This window comes from Methylobacterium sp. E-066 (assembly GCF_022829635.1).
Classification (GTDB): Bacteria; Pseudomonadota; Alphaproteobacteria; order Rhizobiales; family Beijerinckiaceae; genus Methylobacterium.
In genome coordinates this window covers 95,760-119,213 of sequence record NZ_JAKSYO010000068.1, presented here as the reverse complement: position 1 = coordinate 119,213, position 23,454 = coordinate 95,760, and the positions used below count along the sequence as shown (strand labels likewise).

The 23,454-nt window shown below is 67.5% G+C and carries 19 protein-coding genes; 10 read left to right on the top strand and 9 right to left on the bottom strand.

Annotated elements, in window-relative coordinates; translation table 11 throughout:
- The 8 genes from mdcA to MKL20_RS07750 form a co-directional block, all read left to right on the top strand.
- Positions 1–1,597 (top strand): malonate decarboxylase subunit alpha (gene mdcA, locus MKL20_RS07785; protein WP_244036195.1); only part of this gene is annotated, 1,597 nt, incomplete at its 5' end.
- Positions 1,598–1,796: 199 nt separating this feature from the next.
- Entirely contained in the window at positions 1,797–2,105 is a 309-nt protein-coding gene (mdcC, locus tag MKL20_RS07780) for a malonate decarboxylase acyl carrier protein (protein WP_091859811.1), read from the top strand.
- Positions 2,106–2,107: 2 nt separating this feature from the next.
- Entirely contained in the window at positions 2,108–3,037 is a 930-nt protein-coding gene (locus tag MKL20_RS07775; protein WP_244036194.1) for a biotin-independent malonate decarboxylase subunit beta, read from the top strand.
- Positions 3,024–3,740 (top strand): biotin-independent malonate decarboxylase subunit gamma, encoded by a 717-nt coding sequence (mdcE, locus tag MKL20_RS07770; protein WP_244036193.1) that lies wholly within the window; start codon positions 3,024–3,026, stop codon positions 3,738–3,740. The genes MKL20_RS07775 and mdcE overlap by 14 nt, the downstream gene beginning before the upstream one ends.
- 277 nt (positions 3,741–4,017) lie before the next feature.
- Positions 4,018–4,713: a malonate decarboxylase holo-[acyl-carrier-protein] synthase gene (gene mdcG, locus MKL20_RS07765; RefSeq protein ID WP_244036192.1), complete on the top strand. Its 696-nt coding sequence runs from the start codon at positions 4,018–4,020 to the stop codon at positions 4,711–4,713.
- Positions 4,710–5,630 (top strand): acyltransferase domain-containing protein, encoded by a 921-nt coding sequence (locus tag MKL20_RS07760; protein WP_244036191.1) that lies wholly within the window; start codon positions 4,710–4,712, stop codon positions 5,628–5,630. The genes mdcG and MKL20_RS07760 overlap by 4 nt, the downstream gene beginning before the upstream one ends.
- Before the next feature lie 176 nt (positions 5,631–5,806).
- Entirely contained in the window at positions 5,807–6,790 is a 984-nt protein-coding gene (gene gmd, locus MKL20_RS07755) for a GDP-mannose 4,6-dehydratase (protein ID WP_243962434.1), read from the top strand.
- A 79-nt stretch (positions 6,791–6,869) separates the two neighbouring features.
- Positions 6,870–8,351 carry an aldehyde dehydrogenase gene (locus tag MKL20_RS07750; protein WP_244036190.1) on the top strand — a complete coding sequence of 494 codons (1,482 nt, stop codon included), beginning with the start codon at positions 6,870–6,872 and terminating at the stop codon, positions 8,349–8,351.
- Between the two features lie 105 nt (positions 8,352–8,456).
- On the opposite strand, the gene MKL20_RS07745 is transcribed toward MKL20_RS07750, so the two are convergent.
- From MKL20_RS07745 to MKL20_RS07705, 9 genes are all read right to left on the bottom strand, one after another.
- The gene (locus tag MKL20_RS07745; RefSeq protein ID WP_244036189.1) at positions 8,457–8,741 is read right to left on the bottom strand and encodes a CCDC90 family protein; all 285 of its coding nucleotides are present in this window, start codon (positions 8,739–8,741) and stop codon (positions 8,457–8,459) included.
- Between the two features lie 182 nt (positions 8,742–8,923).
- Positions 8,924–9,946, bottom strand: coding sequence for a substrate-binding domain-containing protein (locus tag MKL20_RS07740; protein WP_244036188.1), 1,023 nt, complete (start codon positions 9,944–9,946; stop codon positions 8,924–8,926).
- A gap of 148 nt (positions 9,947–10,094) precedes the next feature.
- Positions 10,095–11,804, bottom strand: a complete 1,710-nt coding sequence (locus MKL20_RS07735) for a methyl-accepting chemotaxis protein (protein ID WP_244036187.1) — start codon at positions 11,802–11,804, stop codon at positions 10,095–10,097.
- Positions 11,805–12,100: 296 nt separating this feature from the next.
- The gene (locus MKL20_RS07730) at positions 12,101–12,898 is read right to left on the bottom strand and encodes a MetQ/NlpA family ABC transporter substrate-binding protein (protein ID WP_244036186.1); all 798 of its coding nucleotides are present in this window, start codon (positions 12,896–12,898) and stop codon (positions 12,101–12,103) included.
- A gap of 91 nt (positions 12,899–12,989) precedes the next feature.
- Complete coding sequence (locus tag MKL20_RS07725; RefSeq protein ID WP_244036185.1) at positions 12,990–14,246, bottom strand: hypothetical protein; 1,257 nt, start codon at positions 14,244–14,246, stop codon at positions 12,990–12,992.
- 136 nt (positions 14,247–14,382) lie between these two features.
- Positions 14,383–14,679, bottom strand: coding sequence for a hypothetical protein (locus MKL20_RS07720; RefSeq protein WP_244036184.1), 297 nt, complete (start codon positions 14,677–14,679; stop codon positions 14,383–14,385).
- A gap of 873 nt (positions 14,680–15,552) precedes the next feature.
- Entirely contained in the window at positions 15,553–16,683 is a 1,131-nt protein-coding gene (locus tag MKL20_RS07715; RefSeq protein ID WP_244036183.1) for a glycosyltransferase, read from the bottom strand.
- Between the two features lie 739 nt (positions 16,684–17,422).
- Entirely contained in the window at positions 17,423–18,907 is a 1,485-nt protein-coding gene (locus MKL20_RS07710; protein WP_244036182.1) for a PAS domain S-box protein, read from the bottom strand.
- Between the two features lie 728 nt (positions 18,908–19,635).
- The gene (locus tag MKL20_RS07705) at positions 19,636–19,809 is read right to left on the bottom strand and encodes a hypothetical protein (protein WP_244036181.1); all 174 of its coding nucleotides are present in this window, start codon (positions 19,807–19,809) and stop codon (positions 19,636–19,638) included.
- Positions 19,810–19,879: 70 nt separating this feature from the next.
- On the opposite strand from MKL20_RS07705, the gene MKL20_RS07700 reads away from it, so the two are divergent.
- Together MKL20_RS07700 and MKL20_RS07695 are read left to right on the top strand one after the other, a co-directional pair.
- The gene (locus tag MKL20_RS07700) at positions 19,880–20,707 is read left to right on the top strand and encodes an FAD binding domain-containing protein (RefSeq protein WP_244036180.1); all 828 of its coding nucleotides are present in this window, start codon (positions 19,880–19,882) and stop codon (positions 20,705–20,707) included.
- On the top strand, positions 20,704–23,436 hold the full coding sequence (locus MKL20_RS07695; RefSeq protein WP_244036179.1) for a molybdopterin-dependent oxidoreductase: 2,733 nt from the start codon (positions 20,704–20,706) through the stop codon (positions 23,434–23,436). The genes MKL20_RS07700 and MKL20_RS07695 overlap by 4 nt, the downstream gene beginning before the upstream one ends.
- The last annotated feature ends 18 nt before the right edge of the window (positions 23,437–23,454 follow it).

Sequence of the window (23,454 nt, the reverse complement as noted above, 5' to 3'; positions counted from 1 at the left end):
GGGGCGCGCCCATGCCGACGGCAAGGTCGTCCCGGCCGGGTCCGTCATCGAGCTGCTGGAGGCGGTGCTCCGCCCCGGTGACCGGGTCTGCCTGGAGGGCGACAACCAGAAACAGGCGGATTGCCTGGCGCGGGGGCTCGCCGCCTGCGATCCGGGCAAGGTCCACGACCTGCACATGGTCCAGTCGGGCATCGTGCTGCCGGAGCATCTCGACGTGTTCGAGACCGGCATCGCCAAGCGGCTCGACTATTCCTATTCCGGCCCGCAGGGCGCCCGCATCGCCAAGATGCTCTACGGCGGCCAGATCCAGCTCGGCGCCGTGCACACTTATCTCGAGCTGTTCGCCCGCTACTTTGTGGACCTCACGCCCCACGTGGCGCTGATCGCCGGCGTTTCGGCCGACCGCGACGGCAACCTCTATACCGGCCCCAACACCGAGGACACGCCCACCGTCGTGGAGGCCACCGCCTTCAAGAACGGCGTGGTCATCGCCCAGGTGAACCAGATCGTCGACAAAGTGCCCAGGGTCGACATCCCGGGCGACCGGATCGACTTCGTGGTCGAGGCCGACACACCGTTCTACGTCGAGCCGCTGTTCACCCGCGACCCGGCGGCGATGACCGAGACCCAGATCCTGATCGCCATGATGGCGATCAAGGGCATCTATGCCGAGTACGGCATCCGCCGCCTCAACCACGGGATCGGCTTCGGCACCGCGGCGATCGAGCTGCTGCTGCCGACCTATGGCGAGAAGCTCGGGCTCAAGGGCCAGATCTGCACCCACTGGGCGCTCAACCCGCACCCGACCCTGATCCCGGCGATCGAATCCGGCTGGGTCAAACAGGTCCACTGCTTCGGCTCGGAAGTCGGCATGGATCGCTACATCCGCGCGCGGCCCGACATCTTCTTCACTGGGGCCGACGGCTCCCTGCGCTCGAACCGGGCCTTCTGCCAGACGGCCGGCCTCTATGCCTGCGACATGTTCATCGGCGCGACGCTCCAGATCGACCTGATGGGCCATTCCTCGACGATCACGCAGTCGCGGGTGGCGGGCTTCGGCGGCGCGCCCAACATGGGCTCCGACCCGCATGGCCGCCGCCACCCGTCCGATGCCTGGATGAAGGCCGGCCGCGAAGGCCAGATTGTCGGCGATCCCGCGCTGATGCGTGGCCGCAAGCTGGTGGTGCAACTGGTCGAGACCTTCGGGGAGAAGCTGGTGCCGACCTTCGTAGAGAAGCTCGATGCCCTGGAGCTGGCGAAAAAAATCGGGCTCGAGCTGGCGCCGGTGATGATCTACGCCGACGACGTCACCCACATCGTCACCGAAGAGGGCATCGCCAACCTCCTGCTGTGCCGGGACGCCGACGAGCGCGAGCAGGCGATCCGCGGGGTGGCCGGCTACACCGATGTCGGCCGCGGCCGGGACCGGGCCAAGGTCGAGGAACTGCGCGCCCGCGGCGTGATCCGCCGGCCGGAGGATCTCGGCATCGAGCCCCTCGACGCCGACCGGGCCTTGCTCGCGGCCAAGTCGATCAAGGATCTGGTGCACTGGTCGGGCGGCCTCTACGAGCCGCCGGCGAAGTTCCGGAACTGGTGAGACGGCCGCGATGGGCCGGCCACGCCCATCCACACCCTCATCCTGAGGTGCCGCGCGATCGCAGATCGCACGGCCTCGAAGGAGGCCTCCAGAGGCCGCTCAGATCACGGGAGGGCTCCTTCGAGGCCTCCGCTACGCTCCGGCACCTCAGGATGAGGTGTTCTGTTTGGATGACGGGACGTCCTGCGAGGAACCCACCATGGAATCCCTGACCTTCCGCCACACCACCAAAAAGCCGCTGCCCGGCTCGGTGCCGAACGCCATCACGGGCGTGGTGGCCTCGGGCAACCTGGAGATCCTGTTGGAGCGGGTGCTGCCGCCGGATGCCTGCGAGGTTGCGATCGAGACGCCGATCGCCGGCTACGGCCCTGTCTGGGAGGCGGTGGTGGCGGATTTCGTCGCCCGCGCCCAGCCCGGCGGCCTGCGCATCAGCATCAATGACGGCGGCGCCCGTCCCGACACCGTGTCCCTGCGCCTGCTCCAGGGCGCCCGGCTGATGGAGGCCTGACCATGGCTGGCGCGCACGCCGCGAGCACTGACCCCGATGCCCTGAGCTGGTACGAGGCGACCGCCCGCCAGCGCGTGGTGGCGCTCGCCGATCCCGGCAGCTTCGAGGAATTCCTGCCCCCGACCGAGCGGCGCATGAGCCCGCACCTGCCGCTGTTCGACCTGCCGCGGGCTTTTGACGACGGCATCGTGGTCGGCCGCGCCAAGCTCGACGGCAAGACGGTGCTGGTCGCGGCTCAGGAGGGCCGGTTCATGGGCGGCGCCTTCGGGGAGATCCATGGGGCGAAGCTCGTTGGGCTTCTGCGCGCCGCGCTCACCCTGAAACCGGCGGCCGTGCTGATCCTGTTCGATACCGGCGGCGTCCGGCTCCAGGAGGCCAATGCCGGCGAGACCGCCATCGCCGAGACCATGCGGGCGATCGTCGATGTCCGGGCGGCCGGCATCCCGGTGATCGGGCTGATCGGCGGCCGGGCCGGCTGCTACGGCGGCGGCGGGCTGATCGCCGGCATCTGCTCGCGGCTCGCCGTCTCGGAGGGCGGCCGGATCTCGGTCTCCGGCCCTGAGGTGATCGAGACCAACAAGGGCGCGGAAGAGTTCGATTCCCGCGACCGGGCGCTGGTCTGGCGGACCATGGGCGGCAAGCACCGGCGGCTGATCGGCGGCGCCGACGCCTTCTGCGCCGACACCGTATCGGCCTTCCGGCAGGCGGCGCTGGACCTGATCGGCCGGGCGCCGGCCTTCGATCTGGACACGCTGGAGGCCGAGCAGGCCCGGCTCGAATCGCGGATCGCGCGCTTCGGCGATTGCCGGGACGCCACCGAAATCTGGGCGCGGCTCGGCGTCAACGATCCCGAATCCGTGCCCGCCATGGATACGCGCGCCTTCGACGAGACCGTATCCCGGGTGAGGGAGGCCGATCATGACGCTCGCTGAGATCCTGGCCGGGCTGTTTTCGCAGGGCCATTCCGTCATCGTGCGCGACGGCCTCGTGACCGGGGGCGGCCCGTTCGCGGGCGGAAAGGTCCACGTCGTCGGGGTCGACGGCGACACGCCGCTCGGGGTCGACGGGGCGCTGATCCTGTCGCGCGCCGTGCTCGACGCGGTCCGGTCGGGCGACAAGGCGCCGATCCTGGTGGTCGTCGATTCCGACAGCCAGCGCATGAGCCGGCGCGACGAGCTCCTGGGGCTCAACGAATGCCTGGCCCATCTCGCCAAGGCGCTGCTGCTCGCCGACCGCTCCGGCCACCCGACCATTGGGCTGATCTACGGCCACTCCGCCGCCGGCGCCTTCATCGCCACCGCGCTGGCGACCCGGATCCTGGCGGCGCTGCCGGGCGCCAACCCGAGCGTGATGGACCTGCCCTCGGTGGCGAAGGTGACCAAGCTGCCCCTCGACAAGCTCCAGGAGATGGCGAAATCGACGCCGGTCTTCGCCCCCGGGCTGGACAACATGGTGGCGGCCGGGGCTGTCCACGTCGTTCTGGATCCGGGCAAGCCGCTCGACGGCCAGATCCGCGACCTGATCGCCAACCTCCAACCGGGCGACGACCGGGATCGCCTCGGCGAAGAGCGCGGCGGGCGGCCGGTGGCGCGCGGGATCGCGGAGGCGGTCATCGCGCAGGCCGGGCGGGGATAGGGCCCGCACCGCATACCGTCATTGCGAGCGCAGCGAAGCAACCCAGTGAGGCGCGACGTCCGGGGATTGCGCGCTGCCCTAGGTTGCTTCGCTGCGCTCGCAATGACGGAGGGATCATTGGGACGCCCAGCCGGACCAATCACCCTGTCATTCCAGGGCCGCGCAGCGGAGCCCCGGAATGACTTGGCAGCAGCTCCGCGGTCCGTAACGTGTCAGGATCCGGCTGAAGATCGTGTTTCCCGACACGATCACCCAACGCCTCAAAGAACGGTCGCGGATGGGACAGATCCCTCAACCAAACATTGAAACTCGCACGCCCGGCACCGTCACCCGGCAGGACCTCGTCCACGCCGATCCCGGCGCCTGGGCGGCTTGGCTCCGCAGCCGCGAGGATCTCGCGGGCGTGCCGCATCTCGCGGGCTGGGCCGAGGCCGGCCGTCCGCTGATCGTCCGCCGCCGGGTCCCGGGAGAGGGCGCCGAAACGGTGCCGCTCGGCCTGCCGCTGCCGCCCGCCGACGGCAAGCGCCGGATTGGCCTGGCCCTGCCGGCCGAACACCTCACCCGCCTCGACGGCCCGAGCCTGGCGGAGGCCGCGGTCCACGCTCCCGCCGCCTGGGGCGGGACTGTCGCAGCACTGGTGGCGCTCGGCGAGCGCTACGGCTCAAATCCCCGTCCGTTCGGTGGCCTGCTGTGGCAGGCGGTGACCGGCCTCGTCTACCTGACCGCCACATCCGACCTCGACCTGCTCTGGCCCTGCCGGGAACCGGCGCCTACCGGCCTGCTCGACGGGCTCGCCTCCATCGCGGAAACCGCCCCGATGCGCCTCGACGGCGAGATCCTGCTGCAGGACGGGACCGGCCTGCACTGGCGCGAGCTGCGCGACGCCCCCGAAGGCGGGACGGTGCTGGCAAAAGGCCTGGACGGCCTGGGGATGCGTCCGGTCGCCCCCCTGCGAACCTTGGAACCCGCATGACCCTCGCGATCCTGCTCTCCGGCCAGGGCGGCCAGCATCCGGGGATGTTCGACCTCACCGCCGATCATCCGGCCGCGCAGGTGGTTTTTTCCGCCGCGACGCCGCTCCTCGGCGGCACCGACCCGCGCGACCTCGCCCGGAGCGGCGGCGACGCGCTCCACGCCAACCGGGCCGGCCAGATCCTGTGTTGCACCGCTGCGCTCGCCGCCTGGCGGGCGCTCGGCTTCACCGGCCGGGCCATCGTGGCCGGGTACAGCATCGGCGACCTCGCCGCCTGGGGCGTCGCCGGCCGGATCGCCGATCCCGACATTTTGGCCCTGGCCGCCCGGCGGGCCGAGGCCATGGATGCCGCCTCGGGGGAGGGGTTCGGGCTCGCTGGGATCCGGGGGCTTACCCTCGACGCGCTCGACGCCCTGGCCGGCCGGCATGATTGCCACCTCGCCATCCGCAACGCCCCCGACAGCGGCGTGGTCGGGGGCCGGCGCGACGCCCTCGACGCCCTGTGCCGGGAGGCCGCCGGGGCCGGGGCGCAGCGGGCGGTCCTGCTGCCGGTGCACACGCCCTCGCATACGCCGCTGCTGGCGGAGGCGAGCGACGCCTTCCGGACCGCGCTCGGCGCCGTCACCCTGCGCCGCCCGCCCGCCGGCGCTCCGCGCCTCGTCAGCGGGCTCGACGGGACGACGATCTTCCGGCCCGAGGACGGCCTCGACAAGCTGGCCCGCCAGATTTCCCACACCCTCGACTGGGCCGCCTGCCTGGAAGCCTGCCGGGAATACGGCGCCGACCGGGTCCTGGAGCTCGGCCCCGGCCACGCCCTGGCGACCATGGCCCGGACGGCGCTGCCCGACGCCCGGGTCCACGCGCTGGAAGAATTCCGGTCGATCACCGGCGTCACCGACTGGCTGGCCCAACCGTAGGGCGTAGCCCGGTCGCCCGCGAAGACTTGGCCTGGCATCCCAGAATTCTTCGCAGAAACCGGCAACCGCACGTCCGGTCCGACGCGATTGCGAAGACTATTCGCAGCGCCGCCTCACCTTGACGCGCAGGCCGCCGCGGTCGTAGCAGCCGGGCAGGAACGGGACGGGACGGATTCATGACGGGCAAGCGCGCGCTGATCACGGGGGTGACGGGCCAGGACGGCGCGTACCTGGCGCAGCTGCTGCTGCAGAAGGGCTACACGGTCACCGGCATCGTGCGCCGCTCCAGCCATGCCGGCGTCTTCGACCACAGGTTGAAGTGGCTCGGCATCCTCGGCGATGTCGAACTCGTGGACGGCAACTTGTTGGATCAGTCGGCCCTGCTGCGGATCGTCCAGACCGCAAAGCCCGACGAGATCTACAACCTCGCCGCGCAGTCCTTCGTGACCTCCTCCTGGCAGCAGCCGCTGCTCACCGGCCAGGTGACCGGGCTGGGCGCCGTGCACATGCTCGAATGCCTGCGCTCGGTCGCCCCGCAGGCCCGGTACTACCAGGCCTCGACCTCGGAGATGTTCGGGCTGATCCAGGAGGCGCAGCAGAGCGAGACGACGCCGTTCTACCCGCGCTCGCCCTACGGCGTGGCCAAGCTCTACGCGCACTGGATGACGATCAACTACCGGGAAAGCTTCGGGCTGCACGCCTCGAACGGCATCCTGTTCAACCACGAGAGCCCGCTGCGGGGCGTCGAGTTCGTCACCCGCAAGGTCACGGACGCGGTGGCGCGGATCAAGCTGGGCCAGCAGAAGGAGCTGCGGCTCGGCAACATCGACGCCAAGCGCGACTGGGGCCATGCCCGGGACTACGTCGAGGCGATGTGGCTGATGCTGCAGCAGGACAAGCCCGACGACTACGTTATCGCCACCGGCCGCACCACGACGGTGCGGGACATGTGCGTGATCGCGTTCAAGCATGTCGGGCTGAACATCGACGACCACCTGGTCATCGACCCGGCGTTCTTCCGTCCGGCGGAGGTGGAGGTGCTGCTCGGCAACCCGGCGAAGGCAAAGGCGACCTTCGGCTGGGAGGCGCAGACCAGCCTCGAATCGCTGATCACCGAGATGGTCGACGCCGACATCAAGCGCCTCAGCGCCAACGCCTGAGCGGGTCTGCGCCGGCCGGCCTCGTCGCCGGCCGGGTTCGGGCCCATATCGCGCACGTCCTTCGCGAGAGAGGCGCGCCGTGAAAACCTATCAGCTCTACATCGACGGCCAGGACGTCGATCCGGTCGAGGGCTCGTGGTTCGAGTCCGTCGACCCCTACCGCGGCGAGGCCTGGGCTCGGATCCCGCGCGCCTCCAAGGTCGATGTCGACAAGGCGGTGGCGGCGGCCAAGCGCGCCATGTGGGACGGCCCCTGGGCGACCATGACCGCCTCGGCCCGGGGCAAGGTGCTCCGCCGGATCGGCGACCTCGTGGAGCGCGAGGCCAAGGCGCTCGCCGAAGTCGAGGTCCGCGACAACGGCAAGCTGTTCGCCGAGATGTACGGCCAGACCCGCTACCAGCCGGAATGGTGGTGGTACTATGCCGGCCTCGCCGACAAGGTCGAGGGCGCCCAGGTGCCGATCGACAAGCCCGAGACCTTCGCGTTCACCCGGCACGAGCCGGTCGGCGTGGTCGGGGCGCTCACCGCCTGGAATTCGCCGCTGCTGTTCGTGGCCTGGAAATGCGCGCCCGCGCTCGCCGCCGGCTGCGCCGTTGTGGTCAAGCCGTCGGAATTCGCCTCCGCCAGCACCCTGGAATTCGCCCGCCTGACCAAGGAAGCCGGGCTTCCGGACGGGATGTTCAACGTGGTCACCGGCTATGGCGGCGAGGCGGGCAGCGCCATCGTCGAGCACCCGGACGTGGCCAAGATCACCTTCACGGGCTCGGATGTCACCGGCGCGAAGGTCTACGAGGCGGCCGCGCGCCAGATCAAGCGCGTGTCGCTCGAACTCGGCGGCAAGTCGCCCAACATCGTGTTCGCCGATGCCGACCTGAAGGCCGCCGCCGCGGGCGCGATCTCGGGCATCTTCGCGGCCACCGGGCAGACCTGCATCGCCGGGTCCCGCCTGCTGGTGCAGAACAGCATCCGCGAGGCCTTCGTCGAGCGACTGGTCGAGTTGGCCCGCACCGCCAGGCTCGGCGACCCGATGCAGGCGGACACCAATATCGGGCCGATCACCACGCCGCCGCAATACGCAAAGGTGCTGGACTACATCGCGCTCGCCAAGAGCGAGGGCGCGCGCTGCGTGCTCGGCGGCAATCCCGCCTCCGGCCCCGGCGTGATCGGCGGCCAGTTCGTCGAGCCGACGATTTTTACCGGCGTCACCAACGACATGCGGATCGCCCAGGAGGAGGTGTTCGGCCCGGTCCTGTCGATCATCGGGTTCGAGGACGAGGCGGAGGCGCTGCGGCTCGGCAACGACGTCATCTACGGCCTCGCCGCCGGCGTCTGGACCCAGGATATCGGCCGGGCTCTGCGCATGTCGAAGGGCCTGCGCGCCGGCACGGTCTGGGTGAACACCTACCGGGCGGTGAGCTACATGATGCCGTTCGGCGGCATGAAGCGCTCCGGCATCGGCCGTGAGAGCGGCATCGAGTCGATCCGCGAATACCTGGAGACCAAGAGCGTCTGGATCTCCACCAGCCGCGACACGCCCGCGAACCCGTTCGTGATGCGGTAGAGCGCGGAGCCGCGTGTCCGGTCACCGCCGCGGCGCAGGAGCGATTGCTCCCCTGCCGGGGCGGTGACTATGCCGGCGCAAGCAAGCCTTTTGCTGGCGCTGGCGTCAGTGCGGAACACGCGCCATTGCGACGATCGCGCCCACGATGATCAACGCCTGGAAGCCGATCGCCGACAGCACCGATTTGATGATGTCGGCCTTCGTGGCCTCGATCTTGGCTTCAAGGCGGAGTTCGGTCTCGTGGATGTCTGTCTTCGCGGCGAGTGCCGTGAGGTCGGCGTCACGGCTGTCTCGGATAACGCCGGTGATCGCCTCCGCCTGATCTTCGGGCAGGCCGGAGGCTCGTAGCTTGCGGACGATGGCAAGCGTGTCGAGGGCGACGACGGTCATGCCGATGACCCCACGCCAAGCTCATTTGCATTGCGCATCGGCAAGCTGCTCTCCCACCCGGACAACATCACCAATCCGTCCTGCGCTCCGGAACAGCGACTCCGACATCTTACGCCGTAAGATCCGACCATGTGATCGGCGAGACGGCAAGCACAGCGCGATAGCATTGAACGCCGCAGTCCCTATTTCGAGAAATGCGTGGTCGACATCCGGTCGGTCACGAGTTCGAACGGCACCCAATCGTATTGCTGCACCGTCTCATGGCGGATCAGCTTGAGGGCGTCGTCGATCGCCCGGCGCGCCTGCAAGCCGGCATCCTGATAGACCGTGACGGCCATGCGCTTGCGCTGCATTGCCTTCAGACCTTCTGGCGTCGCATCGACCCCGCCGATCAGGATCCGATCCGACGGGAGCCCCGCTGCCTCGACCGCGTCGGCCGCCCCGATCGCCATCTCGTCGTTGTTGGCGACGATCGCGTCGAGCGCGGTCCCCTTCGCCAGCCATCCGGCGACGAGCACCGCGGCCTTCTTGCGATCCCAGTCCGCGGTGCCTTCCGCGACCACGCTGAGCCCAGGGAACGACGCGGCCACCTCCTTGACCCCACGGGTGCGCAGGGCGGTCGCCGAGTGGCTCGGATGCCCCGCGATGATCGCGATCCGGCCTTTGCCGTCCAGCATCTGCGCGAGCTTCCGCATCTGGAGCCGTCCGGCCACGAGATCGTTCGGCAGGACAAACGCGATGCGCCCGGCAAACCAGTCCTCGCGGGGCCCGTTATTGGCGTAGACGAGCGGGATGTCGGTCTCTTGGGCGAGGCGCGTGATCGCCGCGTTGGCCCGCGGATCGACCGGGAGGATCAGTAAGGCGTCGACCTTCGCGGCGATGAACTTTCGGACCTGCTCGACCTGCGTCTCGCCGGCGCCCTCCGGCGCGTAGCTGAATTGCACGGAGACGCCGGGAACGGACTTCGCATAGTTTTCGATGCCGTCGCGCAGCAGCTGCGTGAAGCCGTTCGGCTGGACCATCGCGACGCCGATCGTCGTCGCCAGGGCCGGCGTGGCCAAGCCGGCGAGCACGACGGCGCAGGCGGTAAACCGCCCGATCGCGGCGGCGATGGAGGCCCGGAAGCAGCCGATGCATGACCGGCGTGCCGGCGTGCCGGCCTCAGGCTTCCGGACGATGGCCCAGCCGCGGAGCGTTCGGATCATGGCACTTGCACCTGCCTGAAGCGCTCGCCGCCGGGTGGATGCCGGTTCGGCGCCGGCGAGCGTGTGAAATCAAAGGTTTGGCGTTCAACCAAATGACGATGGCCCCGGGCCGCGGCCCGACCGGCCCCGACCCGGCGGAAAGACCGCATCAGGCCGCCCGGATGCTGTTCAGGAACCGCTGGACCTCGTCACCCAGGCGCGCGGCATCCTGCGACAGGGCGCTGGCCGAGGTCAGCATCCGATCCGCCGCAGCGCCGGTATGCTCCGCCGTGCCGGCGACCGTGGTGATGTTCGCCGTCACCGCGCCGGTGCCTGTGGCGGCCTGCGCGATGTTGGCCAGGATGTCCTGAGTTGCAGCGCCCTGTTCCTCGACGGCCGCGGCGATCGAGGCGGCAGCCCCGCTCATGTCCTTGACCCGCGTGGCGATCCCCTCGATCGCCGCGACGGCGTCGGACGTGGATGCCTTGATGACCGAGACATGGCCGGCGATGTCGTCGGTGGCGCGCTTCGCTTCGCCGGCCAGTTGCTTGACCTCGGCCGCGACCACCGCGAAGCCGCGGCCGGCATCGCCCGCCCGCGCCGCTTCAATGGCGGCGTTGAGGGCGAGCAGGTTGGTCTGCGCCGCGATCTTGGAGATCAGCCTGACCACGTCGCCGATCCGGTCCGCCGCACCGCTGAGCACCTGCACGAACGCGATGGTCTGGGCCGCCTCCGCAGCCGCTCCGTTGGCGATCGTGGCGGAAAGTTCGGCCTGGCGCCCGACCTCCTGAACCGACGCGCCGAGCTCGTCGGCGGCGGCCGCGATCATCCGCACGTTGGATTCGGCCTGCTCGGCAGCCGCTGCGACCGTTGTCGATTGGCTGGCCGTCTGCCCGGCGGCCTCGCTCATCTGATGCGCCGTTCCCTGGAGCTGCGTTACCGCGGAGGCGACTGTGCCGACGATCCCGCCGACCGTCTCCTCGAATCGCTCGGCCATGTCCCGCAGCACAACCTTGCGCTGCTGCTCCGCCTCCCGGCGAACCCGGGCGGCCTCATCCTCCAGGAATTTGGCGTGCAGCATGTTCTCCTTGAACACCTGCACGGCGCCCGCGATGGCGCCGATCTCGTCGGCCCGGTCGCCCCCGGGGATCGCGACGGCGAGATCGTTCTCGGCGAGGCGCGCCATCACCCGGGTGATCGTCGCGATCGGCGCGGCCACCCGGCGGACGATGAACCAGCTGATCGCCAGGGTCAGGAAAGCCGCGATCACCAAGGCTGCCAGCACCGCCAGCCGCGATGTCGCCCCGACCGAATCGGCTGCCGCCGTCTGCTCGAAGGCGCGCGCCTGCCGGTGGACCAGGACGGAATCCACGGCTTGCGTGAAGGCCACGGCGTCGGTCTGGAACGGCTCGGCGAACACCGTATCGGCCAGCTCGCGCTCGCCGGCCCGGTCCAGCGCGGTCGCCTCGGCCTCCACGGCCAAAAAGTGCTGCCAGGCCTCGCGCAACCGAAGCGCCAGTTGCTGCTCGTCGGGCCCCGCGATGGTCGGCGCGTAGGCGCTCCAGGCCGCGGAGAACGCCTCCTGGACCCTAACGGCATCCGTCAGATAGCGGCGGCGCTCGTCCTCCGAATGGGCATTGTGGGCCAGGACATCCAGGGCCCGAAGCTCCTGGCTCAATTCCTTCATGCGCCCGAGGATCGTGACCGCCTTGATCTCTCCGGAGATCGACCGGCTCACGTCATTGATCATACCGATGCGGAATACAGAAAATATTCCTATGGCCGCCGATATGACGAACAGAGCGACCGACGACCCGATGATGATGGAACGTAAATTTATAGACGACGCATTTTTTGGCTGTAATGAACTGGCGCCCATATGAAAACCCGAAGATATTTGTATTTATTTTCTAGCATATCCTCATTAATTAGTCAATAATTTATCATGGCGCATTCGATTTGAGGACTGATTTTTCATCATTCCATATCGATAGACATGCTTATATGCCTCGAGAAATATCTGTGTTTCCTATACTTACATTCATCGCGCGAAAGCAGCACACGCAATCGGCGGACCGGCGCGGACCAGTCGTTGGTGACGCAAGCTGGATCGATGCAGCCCCTGTCCCGAACGGATGGAGGCGAAGCCGGGATCGCCCCGCACCGATGATCCGATCAGACGGCCCGCACGGGAATCACCGAACCGCGATACCGATCGCGAATGAAACCGGCGACCTCTGCGGACGTCAGCAGGGCGGCGAGGCGCAGGATCCGCGCATCCTTCGCCAAGGCCTGCGTGGTCACCAGGACATTCGCGTAGGGATTGCCTTCGGCGCGCTCGAGAGCGAGCGCATCCCGAGCCGGGACCAGGCCGAATTCGAGCGCGTAGTTGCCGTTGATGACCGCGAGGGCGACATCGTCAAGGGATCGGGGCAACTGCGCCGACAGAACTTCGATGAAGCGGAGGCCCTTCGGATTCTCGGCGATGTCCTGCACGGTCGCAAAGCTGCCGTCACCGCCCGGGCGCAGCCGGATCAGCCCGCTCTCCTGAAGAAGCTTCAGGCCACGGGTAAAATTCGTGACGTTGTTCGGCAGGGCGACGCTCGCCCCCGGCGGCACCTCGGCCAGAGTCTTGACCTGACGGGAATAGATCCCGAGCGGCTCGATATGCACGGCCGCCACCACCGCGAATGTGACTCGGAGTTGCGCCTCTTCCGAGTGCAGGAACGGAACGTGCTGAAAAAAGTTCGCGTCGGCATCGCCGTCGCGCAGCAGCGCGTTCGGGCGGATCTCGCCGCTCGTTTCGATGAGCTTCAGGGGAAAATCAGGCGCCAGCCTGCGCGTGACAAATTCCAGGATCTCCGCGTGCGGCACCGAGGAGGCCACCACCCGCAGGGCACTCGCCGCCCTCGCGCCGCCGGCCGCCAGGGCCAGCGCTCCGACCAGGACGGTGCGGCGTGTCGTCGATGCCATCGGTGTCTCGCGTGCAGGATTGCGGGGAGGGGGGGTAGGACCGGTCCGTCGCCAGGCGGCAGTCGCGGCTGCTCCGTGACGTTGGATCCCGTTAGGGAAGCGCGGCGCTGGCGATCGTGGCCGGCGGATCACCCAGTAGGATCGTCCGCAAGGCCAGCGCAGCTTCATGCGGCGCGCGCGCGAGAGCGCGGCGGACGGCCGCCAGTGGCCCCGCGCAGACCGGCGGAACAAGGCGGTGTTCCGGCCATGCCGTGCGGTTCGGCTTCGCGTCGACACCCGCGGCGCTCCCGTGTTCGGGCGAACGCCGCACGAGGAGCGGCGCCAGTCCAGGGCTACCCGGCTGCGCATGCCTGAGCACCTCGTCGAGCGTGACGAGGTCGCCCTCTGCGATTGCGGCGCAGGCTTCGGCCGCCGTGATGGTCGTGAGAACGACGCGTCCCAAGGCACGAATCGTTGCGTCGTCGGCCGCGCGGAACTGCCGGCGCAATTCGGCCGCGGCCCGCTGGTGCAAACCCGCGATGGCCTCCGCCTCCGTGCGGCCGGCCAGATACCCGTCTCGATACCACGCGGCGGCCTCGTCGACCGCAGCGGGATCCGCCGCAGCCAGGATCGGGAGATTACGCAGGACTTCCGCTCGGGCCGCCTGTGGGCTCGGATCGGAATCGAGGGTCGAATCGGGAAAGCGGTCGCTCCCGACCATCTCGGTCACGACGCCCGCCTTGCGCAGCCGCTCCGGCTCGGGGATCCAGATATCCTCGGGCGCCACCGTCATGGTCCGCGCCACGAAATCCGGCGTCAGGCCGGCCGCGAGATACGCCGCGCGCTCGGCGCCGGGATCGACCGCCTCGATCCGACCGCCCGGTCCCAACTCGTAGGGAGCGTGGAAGCCGAGTTGCGCGCCGGTGGCCAGATAACGCGCCCGTCCGCGCACGAAGACGAGGGTGCAGGCCGAGGCGCAGGCATCCGGCACATAGGTGGCGAGACCCCGCTCGGCGACCAGCGCTCCAATGGCCACTGCCTCCTCGACCAAGCCGCCATCGCTGGTCAGATGGAGGCGCTCCACCCCCGGGTTGGCCGCCAGCAGGGCCGCCACGCGGGTCGCCACGCCCTCGGTGAGATCGCCGGCCAGCCGGATATCCCGACCGCCCGGACCGAGGGCCACCCGCGCCGCCACCTCGGACGGTTCTCCGCCAGCACCATCGGATTGCGAGGCGAAAGCCGGTACGGGCACGGAGGCTGTCACTTCCGCCAGGGGCGAGATCGCGGCGAAGCCGGTGATCCCAATCACAAGGGCGCGCAGAGCCGCCTTCGCCGGGCGATCCCACCCGGGCATTTCCATCGTCGGCATGGCGAGAGATTCCAGCCCATGCTGCTGCGCGCGGGACACGCCGCGGGCAAAGATGCTCCGCGGCGTCCACCGAGGCGGCAGCCGAGTTCTTGGGATGCGAGTTTTGGGATGATTGCGTTCGGCGAAAGCGGAAGGCTTATTGCAGGTAGGCGACGAACATCTCGGCCACGGCCCGCGCCGCGTAATCCGTCGGGCTCTCGCCCCGCCAGACCGGGAAGGCGTCGATAATCTTCCGCCCGTCGAGGATCTGCTCGACCTCGTCGGCCATCAGCCCTTCGTCGAGGGCATTCGCCAGGGCCGCACGCCCATGCGCGTGATAACGCGGCAGATCGCCGGCCGGAGCCTCATCAAGCGCGGACTCGAAGAACAAGATCCCTTGAGGGGCTGCCCGATTATGAGGCGTGGTGGACTTCAGAGTGGTGTGCGTGCGCATCGTCGGTCGTCTCCGGTGTGGGGGTGCGTGTCGGTGTCGGTTCATCGAACCGACAACACCGCGCCCAAGACGACGCCGCGATGGCTTTGCGTGCGTAGACGATCACTCGACCCTCCATCCGACAGCTGTGTCGATCTGCATCGGGGACGGAGGCAGATTAGTATCGCGCGCCGGAAATGTGCTCCCAAATAAAGGTCCCGCCGCAGGGCAGATCCGTCGCTTGATCGGCGTGCGGGAGCAGGGACAGGTCTCGGACGGGAGATAGGCGCTTCGGTCGTCGCGCGATGTGCGCGGCACACGGAACGACACGGAAGGATGACGGGAGCGCTCAGGCACTGCGTCTGCCGTCCTGCAGGGCAGTCGGAGCGATTAGACGGCAGGCGAAGCCAAAGACGATGCTCGTAAAGCTGCGGTCAACATCGGCAAGCGCGGGGCGTTTTTCTTAAAAGCTGGTTGGTCGATGTGCAGATCCTGCTCACCCATGCCGTGATGCCGCTATGCGACCACGGCGGTTCGCAATCGTCGACGGCAGCATGATCCGATCGCGTCCACCTAAGTCAATCGATGGACCAATAAAGATCATCAACCGCACAGCGATTTTATATATATTGCCTACAGCCGGAATCGGAAGTGATGTCAGAGTTTGTTATAAAAACTTGTACCCGAGCGCGAGGGCTTCGATATGAGGTGGAAGGCCGATGTCACGGAAAGGTGGTCGATCTAACTTCGACTCGCACCCCTCCGAGACGTAGACAGGCAAATCCGCCACATTCGATGCCTCAAGCATTCACGTTCCAGCGATGCTCGAAACGCGATTATCTCCGGCTCAGAACCACTCGATTTGACCCAGACACGACCTACACACCGATAAAGTCAGGAAAATTGCCAATCCGGACTGTATACTGCGACATAAGCTGAGTGATTTGCGCCCCAAGCCGGATCAACCATCTTCGTGAGCGCCTTTCGAGCCAGCCCAACGCGGTGCGGCCGATCCTTCGCTGGAAAATCTGGACAGCCGAGAACAGCGAGACACGCGGAAACGCAGGCTCTGTACTGGCCTGTACTGATAGCGTGCACGGCAAATGTATCTTGTATACCGTACGCATACATCCATGGCTCCAGAAAAAGCCCATCCGCCGGAAGCGTCAAAGAGATGCCAGCTTCAGCATAATAATACCCTTCGACATAACGTTTTTTGCTTTGGCAATACTGACTGACGTGGAACCGAGCCTCAACCCGCCTCGGATTGACTGCAATGGCCTTTTCGAAAGTCGATAAGATTTTTTCAAATGGTTCGTCGATTTCTTCCATAAGCAACGCCGCGTTCATAAAACTTATATAAATTTCTTCCGTCCAAAACCCCAATTCCGTGCGCTTCAAATAATTATGGATTGCCTTGTGGCGCTCCTGACAATCACGATAGCTCTGAGCAAGATAAAACGTATATCGCGAAACCAGAAATGGATCCCTCTCTGTCGTGAGAGCCTTCTCGAGAATTTCTGCATCTCGCGCGAAAGTTTTTTTATCAAGACGACGCGCGCCGTCATGACCTCGATGCATCGTGATTGGCAGCGTGCTGGTCCAAACCAGGTCTTTGCATTCCGCAAATTCGTGCAAGACACCCCGGTAATGCCAAGGCAGAGCGCTTTTGAACAATTGCGTGCGCTGATACCGCATCGTGTTATCATGGATTTGGAGATTATATCCGGGAGCATCGAGATTTAGCATGACGAAGTCAGCCGGGACGACCAACTCATCGTCCGCATCGTTAACGAGGGTGTAATCACCGTGCGGTCGAGCGAGATCCAGGGCTTCGGTGCGGTTATGGGCGAAATCGACCCAGGGCCGTTCCACAAGGGTGCCCGGCAGATCGGCCATGGCGGCACGAATGATGTCCTGCGTTCCGTCGGTGGAGCCGGTGTCGACGATGATCCAATGATCAATAATCGGACGCACAGAATCGAGGCAGCGTCGAATAACCGGCGCCTCGTTCTTGACGATCATCGACAGGCATATTTTTTGACCGGAAGGAGTCATCTGTGAAAGACTTCTCGACGCAACGATGTGCAAAACAAGGTGTTCGTGCCTCCGACTTGTACCGTGGCATTGCGACTTTCGCAAAGGTCATAGTCATAATTTTTTTCATGACTCTTCAGGTTCTGCAACTAAGCAAATATTATTTTATCTAAAACTTTCGGAATTTTATGCATGTAATACTAAATTAATTAAGTCGTTTGCCCGGAGAGTACAATATTACTATGCTTCAGAGGCCTGGCATGACGCATCGACAAAAAATTTGTCTCGATAACAGTTCATGGCCGATATGGGCCCAGGCAATAGGGTTAGGAAGCTAGCGGGCGTGCTGAACTGCATCGCTCAGCATTACGCAAATCGGCCGCGCGGGGTTTACACGTCTGGGGCCGGGTGGCTGTTCGTTCAGGCCGACCGAGAAGCGAAGCTTCGGACGGTTACAAGGCAGACGATCCCGCCCTGTTCTACGGCTCCAAGATAACGACAAACCGAGACCCGGCCGACTCCGCTTCGAACCAGATCGTCCGAATGAATTGACCGTCGTTTCTCGCCAGAGCGCTCGCCGCCGAAGTAGATACCGGTTCGGCGTAAGCGAGCGCGTCCAATCAAGGGTTTAGGGCCGTTCCGGCCCCTTCCGGCGATGTCAGCGGATCACACGGCGCAGCACGTATCAGCCCCGCGCCAAGCGCCCCCGGCCACTTCGCCAAAACTCTCACCCCAATGCCCGCGAGGCCTCCCGCACCTGGCGCGTCGCACGGTCGACCTGCTCGCTGGCCCGGGCGATCGTGTCCATGCCGGCCGCGATGGTCGAGACGCCGTGGGAGGCGGTCTGCATGCTGCCGGACATCTCGCGGGTCACCGCTGATTGCTCCTCCACGGCCGCGGCAATGGTCGAGGAGACCTCGTTCAGCGTCCGGATCGTACCCCGGATGGTATCGATCGCGCTAACGGCCTCCCGCGTGGCCGACTGGGTCGCGGCGATCTGGCCGCGGATCTGGTCGGTGGCTCGGCCCGTCTGCTCGGCCAGGGCCTTCACCTCCGAGGCGACCACCGCGAAGCCGCGGCCGGCCTCCCCCGCCCGCGCCGCCTCGATGGTCGCATTGAGCGCCAGCAGGTTCGTCTGGGCCGCAATGCCGGCGATGAGCCCGACCACGTCGCCGATCTGGGTGGCCTGATCGCTCAGCCCGGCCACGATGCCGCCGGTGTGCTGGGTCTGCGTCACGGCCTGGCCAGCGATCGACGCGGCGTGGCTCACCTGCTGGCTGATCTCGCTCACCGAGATCGAGAGCTGCTCCGCCCCCGACGCCATAGCCTGGATATCGATGGACACCCGGCTGGCCGTATCGGCCGCCGTGCCGGTCTGGCGCATGACGTCCTCGACGGCTTGCCCGATCGCATCGAGATCCGTGTCGATCGCTTGTCGGGCCACGGCCCGGCGCTGGCGCTCGCGGACCTGCGCGGTGATGTCGGTGGCGAACTTGACCACCTTGATGGGGCGGCCGCTGCCATCGCTGATCGGGTTATAGGTCGCCTGAATCCAGACCTCGCGGCCGTCCTTCCCGATCCGCCGATACTCGGCGGACTGGAACTCGCCGCGTGCCAGCGCCGCCCAGAAGGCGCGATAGGCTTCGCTGGACCGCTCCGCCTCGGTCACGAACAGGCCGTGGTGGCGGCCCACGATCTCGTCGAGCCTGTACCCGACCGCGTCGAGAAAATTCGCGTTGGCGCTCAGGATCGTCCCGTCGAGGGTGAAGGCGATCACAGCCTGCGAATGGTGCAGGGCGGCGATCTGCCCGTCGAGATCGAGGGCGCGCAGCTTCTGGGCTGTGATGTCGGTGGCGAACTTGACGATTGTGGTCGGCTTGCCGGCCCGATCGAGCACCGGGTTGTAGGTCGCCTGGATCCAGACCTCACGCCCGTCCTTGCCGATGCGCTTGTACTCGGCCGTCTGGAACGCGCCGCGCCGCAGTCCATCCCAGAACAGCCGGTAGGCCTCATCCTCGCGCTCCGCCGGGTCGACGAACAGGCTGTGATGGCGACCGCGGATCTCGGCGAGCGTGTAGCCCATCACGGCCAGAAAATTCGCGTTGGCGTCCAGGATCGTGCCATCCGGGGCGAATTCGATCGTGGCGAGGGAACGGCTCAAGGCCGCCAGCTTCGCCCGATGGCCCCGTCCGCCCGTCAGGCGATTGAACATCGTGTTCTCCAGATGCAACGGGGCCGATGCACGGCGCGTGGTTGCGCTGCCCTGCCTCAGGTCGGTGGCTCGCATGCCGCGGGTTCGACCGCCCTCCGTCGGCAGTAACCGTAGGGTCTTGATTGAGAGTTAAATCAACGAACCGGGCATAAACTGCGACATATCGGATTTCGGTCGGACCATAACCGAGCACAGATCCGTCTTCGCACGCAGGGGTTGCAGGGCTTTGTCTTGTATTCTTATCGCACGATGTCGATCGACGAAGGCCGAGGGGGAAATGAAATCCCCTTCATGCAAGCCACATTCCGATCCATGGATGCCTAATTCCGGTCCCATCGCGTTCGATGAGTGATATTCGCAGACCGCGAGGTCCCGGGCGCTCTCAGACAGGTCGGGAATACGCCCCGCGTCTCCGGCACCGTGGTATGCCTCGTCCGAGATTGGCGCGTCTGGACCTGATGCGCTTGATTGTCCTGCACGGGATCGCGGGGTGCTACAACGTGGACGCGCACTGATCGCCGGCATTTCGCACGGTAATGGGCGGCTGTGGTCACGAGAATTTGACGCGGGCAGCCTCCGGAATGCTTGCCCGCGCAGCAGCGCGACGATCCGGCCCGCTCGATCGCGGAAGCGCTGAACTGCGGCGCCATCGACGGCATTCGACCGAGCGACCCGCGCGGCGATCCAACGCCATGATGCCGCCGAGCGACCGTCGCTCGGCGCGTGGCCTACGCGGATCCCCGCTCAAGTCGCGGAAAACTCCTGCCGGGCCGGCACGGCCCTAAAAAAAACGCGCTCAGTCGCGGGCCGATCGTCGCTTCGATGCGGCCGCGCGGCTCGTCGGTGGGCAGGAAGACCGTGCCCGGCTTCGCCAGCCCGAACGACTTCAGGTCGATCGGCACGTCGTGCTTGTCCGGCAGGCATATTGCTAGGCAGAGCGGTATCCTGTCGAAGGGAGGCCATGGAGGACCGGTGGACCTCAACACGATCGAGACCGTCCTCCGGCCCCGGGGCCGGGCCGACCTGCCGGATTGGCGGGATGGCGATGCTTGCCTCGCCGGCGGGACCTGGCTGTTCTCGGAGCCGCAGCCCGGGACGCGCCGGCTGGTCGATCTGACGGCGCTCGGCTGGACGCCCCACACGATCACGGCAGAGGGCCTGACGCTGGCCGCGACCTGCACCATCGCCCAACTCGACAGGCTCGAATTGCCGCCGGACTGGATCGCCGCCCCGCTGGTCGGGCAATGCTGCCGGGCCCTGCTCGGATCGTTCAAGATCTGGAACGTCGCCACGGTCGGCGGCAACCTGTGCATGGCCCTGCCGGCCGGGCCGATGACCGCCCTGGCCGCGGCCCTGGAGGCGACCTGCACGATCTGGGCGCCGGATGGGGGCGAGCGGCATCTGCCGGTGACGGACTTCGTCCTCGGGCCGCAGCGGAATGCGCTTCGCCCGGGGGAGATCCTGCGGAGCCTGGTCCTGCCGGCTGCCGCTCTGACCCGCCGCACCGCCTTCCGGCGCATCAGCCTGAGCCCGAATGGCCGCTCCGGAGCGCTGCTGATCGGCACGCGCGATTCGGCCGGCGCCTTCGCGCTCACCGTCACGGCTTCGATCCGTTGGCCCCTCCGCCTCGCCTTCGCGGCTGTGCCGGATCGCGAAGCCCTCAAGCGGGCGCTCGCCGAGGCGATCCCGGACGAGCTCTATTACGACGACGTGCACGGAACGCCGGACTGGCGCCAACACATGACCCGGCACCTCGCCGAAGAGATCCGCGCCACGCTGGCGGATGAGGCGTCGGCATGAAGCTCACGATCAACGGCCACGTGCACGATGGCGCGCCGCGCCCCGGCCAATGCCTGCGCACCTATCTGCGCGAGGCCGGCTGGTTCGGCGTGAAGAAGGGCTGCGACGCCGGTGATTGCGGCGCCTGCACGATCCATCTCGACGGCGAGCCCGTGCATAGCTGCCTGCTCCCGGCGTTCCGGGCCGAGGGGCGCAGCGTCACCACCATCGAGGGGCTCGGCGGCGGTTGCCGGCCGGGGGATCCGGCACCCGACACGCTGCATCCGGTGCAGACGGCCTTCCTGGCGGCCCAAGGTTTCCAGTGCGGGTTCTGTACGCCGGGCATGATCATGACCGCCGCCGCGCTGAATCAAGCCCAGCAGCGGGATCTCGGCGCCGCCCTGAAGGGCAATCTCTGCCGCTGCACCGGCTACCGCGCCATCCGGGACGCCATCGCGGGGATCGCCCATCGCGACACCGCCGAGGGCGGCGATCCGATCGGCCGGAACCTGCCCGCCCCGGCCGCCCCCCAGGTGGTGACCGGGCGCGCCCGCTTCACCCTGGATGCGCCGCCGGCCGACGCGCTCCATCTCAAGGTGCTGCGCTCGCCCCACGCCCATGCCCGCATCGTGGCGATCGACACCGCCGACGCCTATGCCGTTCCCGGCGTCGTCGCGGTCCTGACCCATGCGGAGTCACCGCAGGGCCGGTTCTCCACCGGCCGCCACCAGGATCCGCGCGACGACGCGGCCGACACGCGGGTGCTCGATCCGATCCTGCGCTTCGTCGGCCAGCGGGTCGCCGCGGTGGTCGCGGACTCCGTCGCGGCCGCGGAGGCGGGCTGCCGGGCGCTGCGCGTCACCTACGAGGTCCGCCCGGCGCTCCTCGACCCGGATCGGGCCCTCGCCGCCGGCGCGCCAAAAGTCCACGATCCGGTCGACCGGCCGGGCAAAGATGCGCCGCCGCTGACGCGCCACCCGAACCTGGCTGCGGAAGTCCACGGTGAGGTCGGCGGTGTCGAGGCGGGTTTCGCCGAGGCCGATCTGGTCTACGAAAAAACCTTCCGGTCGCAGCGGGTCCAACACGTCGCCCTGGAGACCCATGGCTGCGTCGGCTGGCGCGACCCGGACGGGCGCCTCACGCTCCGGACCAGCAGCCAGGTGCCGTTCCTGACCCGCGATGCCCTGTGCGACCTGTTCGGCCTCGAACGCGACGCCGTGCGCGTGGTTTGCAACCGGGTCGGCGGCGGTTTCGGCGGCAAGCAGGAGATGCTCACCGAGGATCTCGTGGCACTCGCAATCCTGCGCACCGGCCGCCCGGTAATGTGGGAGCTGACCCGCCAGGAGCAGTTCACCGCCACCACCACCCGCCACCCGATGCGGGTCGCCGTGAAGGTCGGCGCCCGCCGGGATGGGCGGCTCACGGCGATCAGCCTCGACGTGCTCTCGGAGACCGGCGCCTACGGCAACCACGCCGGTGGCGTGATCCACCACGGCTGCAACGAGGTGCTGGCCGTCTATGCCTGCCCGAACAAGCGGGTCAACGGCTACGCCGTCTACACCAACACCGTGCCGGCCGGCGCCTTCCGGGGCTACGGCCTGAGCCAGACGATCTTCGCGCTGGAATCGGCCCTCGACGAGGTCGCGCGATCCCTCGGCATCGACCCGTTCGATCTGCGCCGGATCAACGCCGTGCGGCCGGGCGACCCGATGGTGTCGAACAGCTTGGAGCCGCACGACGTGGTGTACGGCAGCTACGGGCTCGACCAATGCCTCGACCTCGTTGAGCGGGCCCTGAAAACCGATCCGGGGCCGGAAGCCGAGTCCGGCTGGCGCGCGGGGACCGGCATGGCGATGGCCATGATCGACACGATCCCGCCCCGCGGCCACCACGCCGAGGCGCAGGTGAGCCTGGATCCGGACGGCCGCGTCACCGTGCGGGTCGGCACCGCCGAGTTCGGCAACGGCACCACCACGGTCCATCGCCAGATCGCCGCCTCGGCGCTCGGCATCGCGCCGGATCACGTCGACGTCGCGGGCGCGGACACCGATACGGTTGGCCACGATACCGGCGCCTACGGCAGCACCGGCACCGTGGTGGCCGGTCTCGCGGTGCTGCGCGCGGCCGAGACGCTGGCGGCGTTGATCCGCGAGCGCGCCGCGGAGCTGTCCGGCGTGGAGCCGAATGGCTGCCGGCTCGCGGGCGACGTGGTGACGACGCCGAGCGGCCCGCTGGCGCTTGAAAAAATCGGTCCGCTCACGGCCCGAGGTCAAGCCGACGGCAGCCCCCGATCGGTGGCGTTCAACGTCCAAGCGTTCCGGGTAGCGGTCCATCCGGTGAGCGGCGAGGTCCGCATTCTCCGGAGCATCCACGCCGCTGATGCCGGGACGGTGATCAACCCGATGCAGTGCCGGGGTCAGGTCGAGGGTGGGGTCGCCCAGGCGATCGGCGCCGCCCTCTACGAGGATTTTTCCATCGACGCAGGCGGCCGTGTCGTCACACAGGCGCTGCGCGACTATCACATCCCGGCTTGCGCCGACGTGCCGGAGACCGAGGTGCTGTTTGCCGACACCCATGACAGCGTCGGGCCGCTCGGCGCGAAATCGATGAGCGAGTCGCCCTACAATCCGGTGGCGGCCGCGCTCGGCAACGCGATCCGCGACGCTACTGGGGCCCGGCTCACCGCCACGCCGTTCGCTCCCGACAGGATCTTCCGCGCCGTGATCGCCGGTGCGAGCGGGGAGGGGTGATGGATCTCGAGCGCGAGG

Coding starts and splice junctions, on each gene's coding strand:
- mdcC (WP_091859811.1), top strand. CDS start 1,797: ATGGAATCCCTGACCTTCCGCCACACCACCAAAAAGCCGCTGCCCGGC.
- MKL20_RS07715 (WP_244036183.1), bottom strand. CDS start 16,683: ATGATCGTCAAGAACGAGGCGCCGGTTATTCGACGCTGCCTCGATTCT.
- mdcG (WP_244036192.1), top strand. CDS start 4,018: ATGGGACAGATCCCTCAACCAAACATTGAAACTCGCACGCCCGGCACC.
- MKL20_RS07695 (WP_244036179.1), top strand. CDS start 20,704: ATGAAGCTCACGATCAACGGCCACGTGCACGATGGCGCGCCGCGCCCC.
- MKL20_RS07730 (WP_244036186.1), bottom strand. CDS start 12,898: ATGGCATCGACGACACGCCGCACCGTCCTGGTCGGAGCGCTGGCCCTG.
- mdcE (WP_244036193.1), top strand. CDS start 3,024: ATGACGCTCGCTGAGATCCTGGCCGGGCTGTTTTCGCAGGGCCATTCC.
- MKL20_RS07720 (WP_244036184.1), bottom strand. CDS start 14,679: ATGCGCACGCACACCACTCTGAAGTCCACCACGCCTCATAATCGGGCA.
- gmd (WP_243962434.1), top strand. CDS start 5,807: ATGACGGGCAAGCGCGCGCTGATCACGGGGGTGACGGGCCAGGACGGC.
- MKL20_RS07775 (WP_244036194.1), top strand. CDS start 2,108: ATGGCTGGCGCGCACGCCGCGAGCACTGACCCCGATGCCCTGAGCTGG.
- MKL20_RS07745 (WP_244036189.1), bottom strand. CDS start 8,741: ATGACCGTCGTCGCCCTCGACACGCTTGCCATCGTCCGCAAGCTACGA.
- MKL20_RS07735 (WP_244036187.1), bottom strand. CDS start 11,804: ATGGGCGCCAGTTCATTACAGCCAAAAAATGCGTCGTCTATAAATTTA.
- MKL20_RS07725 (WP_244036185.1), bottom strand. CDS start 14,246: ATGCCGACGATGGAAATGCCCGGGTGGGATCGCCCGGCGAAGGCGGCT.
- MKL20_RS07740 (WP_244036188.1), bottom strand. CDS start 9,946: ATGATCCGAACGCTCCGCGGCTGGGCCATCGTCCGGAAGCCTGAGGCC.
- MKL20_RS07760 (WP_244036191.1), top strand. CDS start 4,710: ATGACCCTCGCGATCCTGCTCTCCGGCCAGGGCGGCCAGCATCCGGGG.
- MKL20_RS07710 (WP_244036182.1), bottom strand. CDS start 18,907: ATGTTCAATCGCCTGACGGGCGGACGGGGCCATCGGGCGAAGCTGGCG.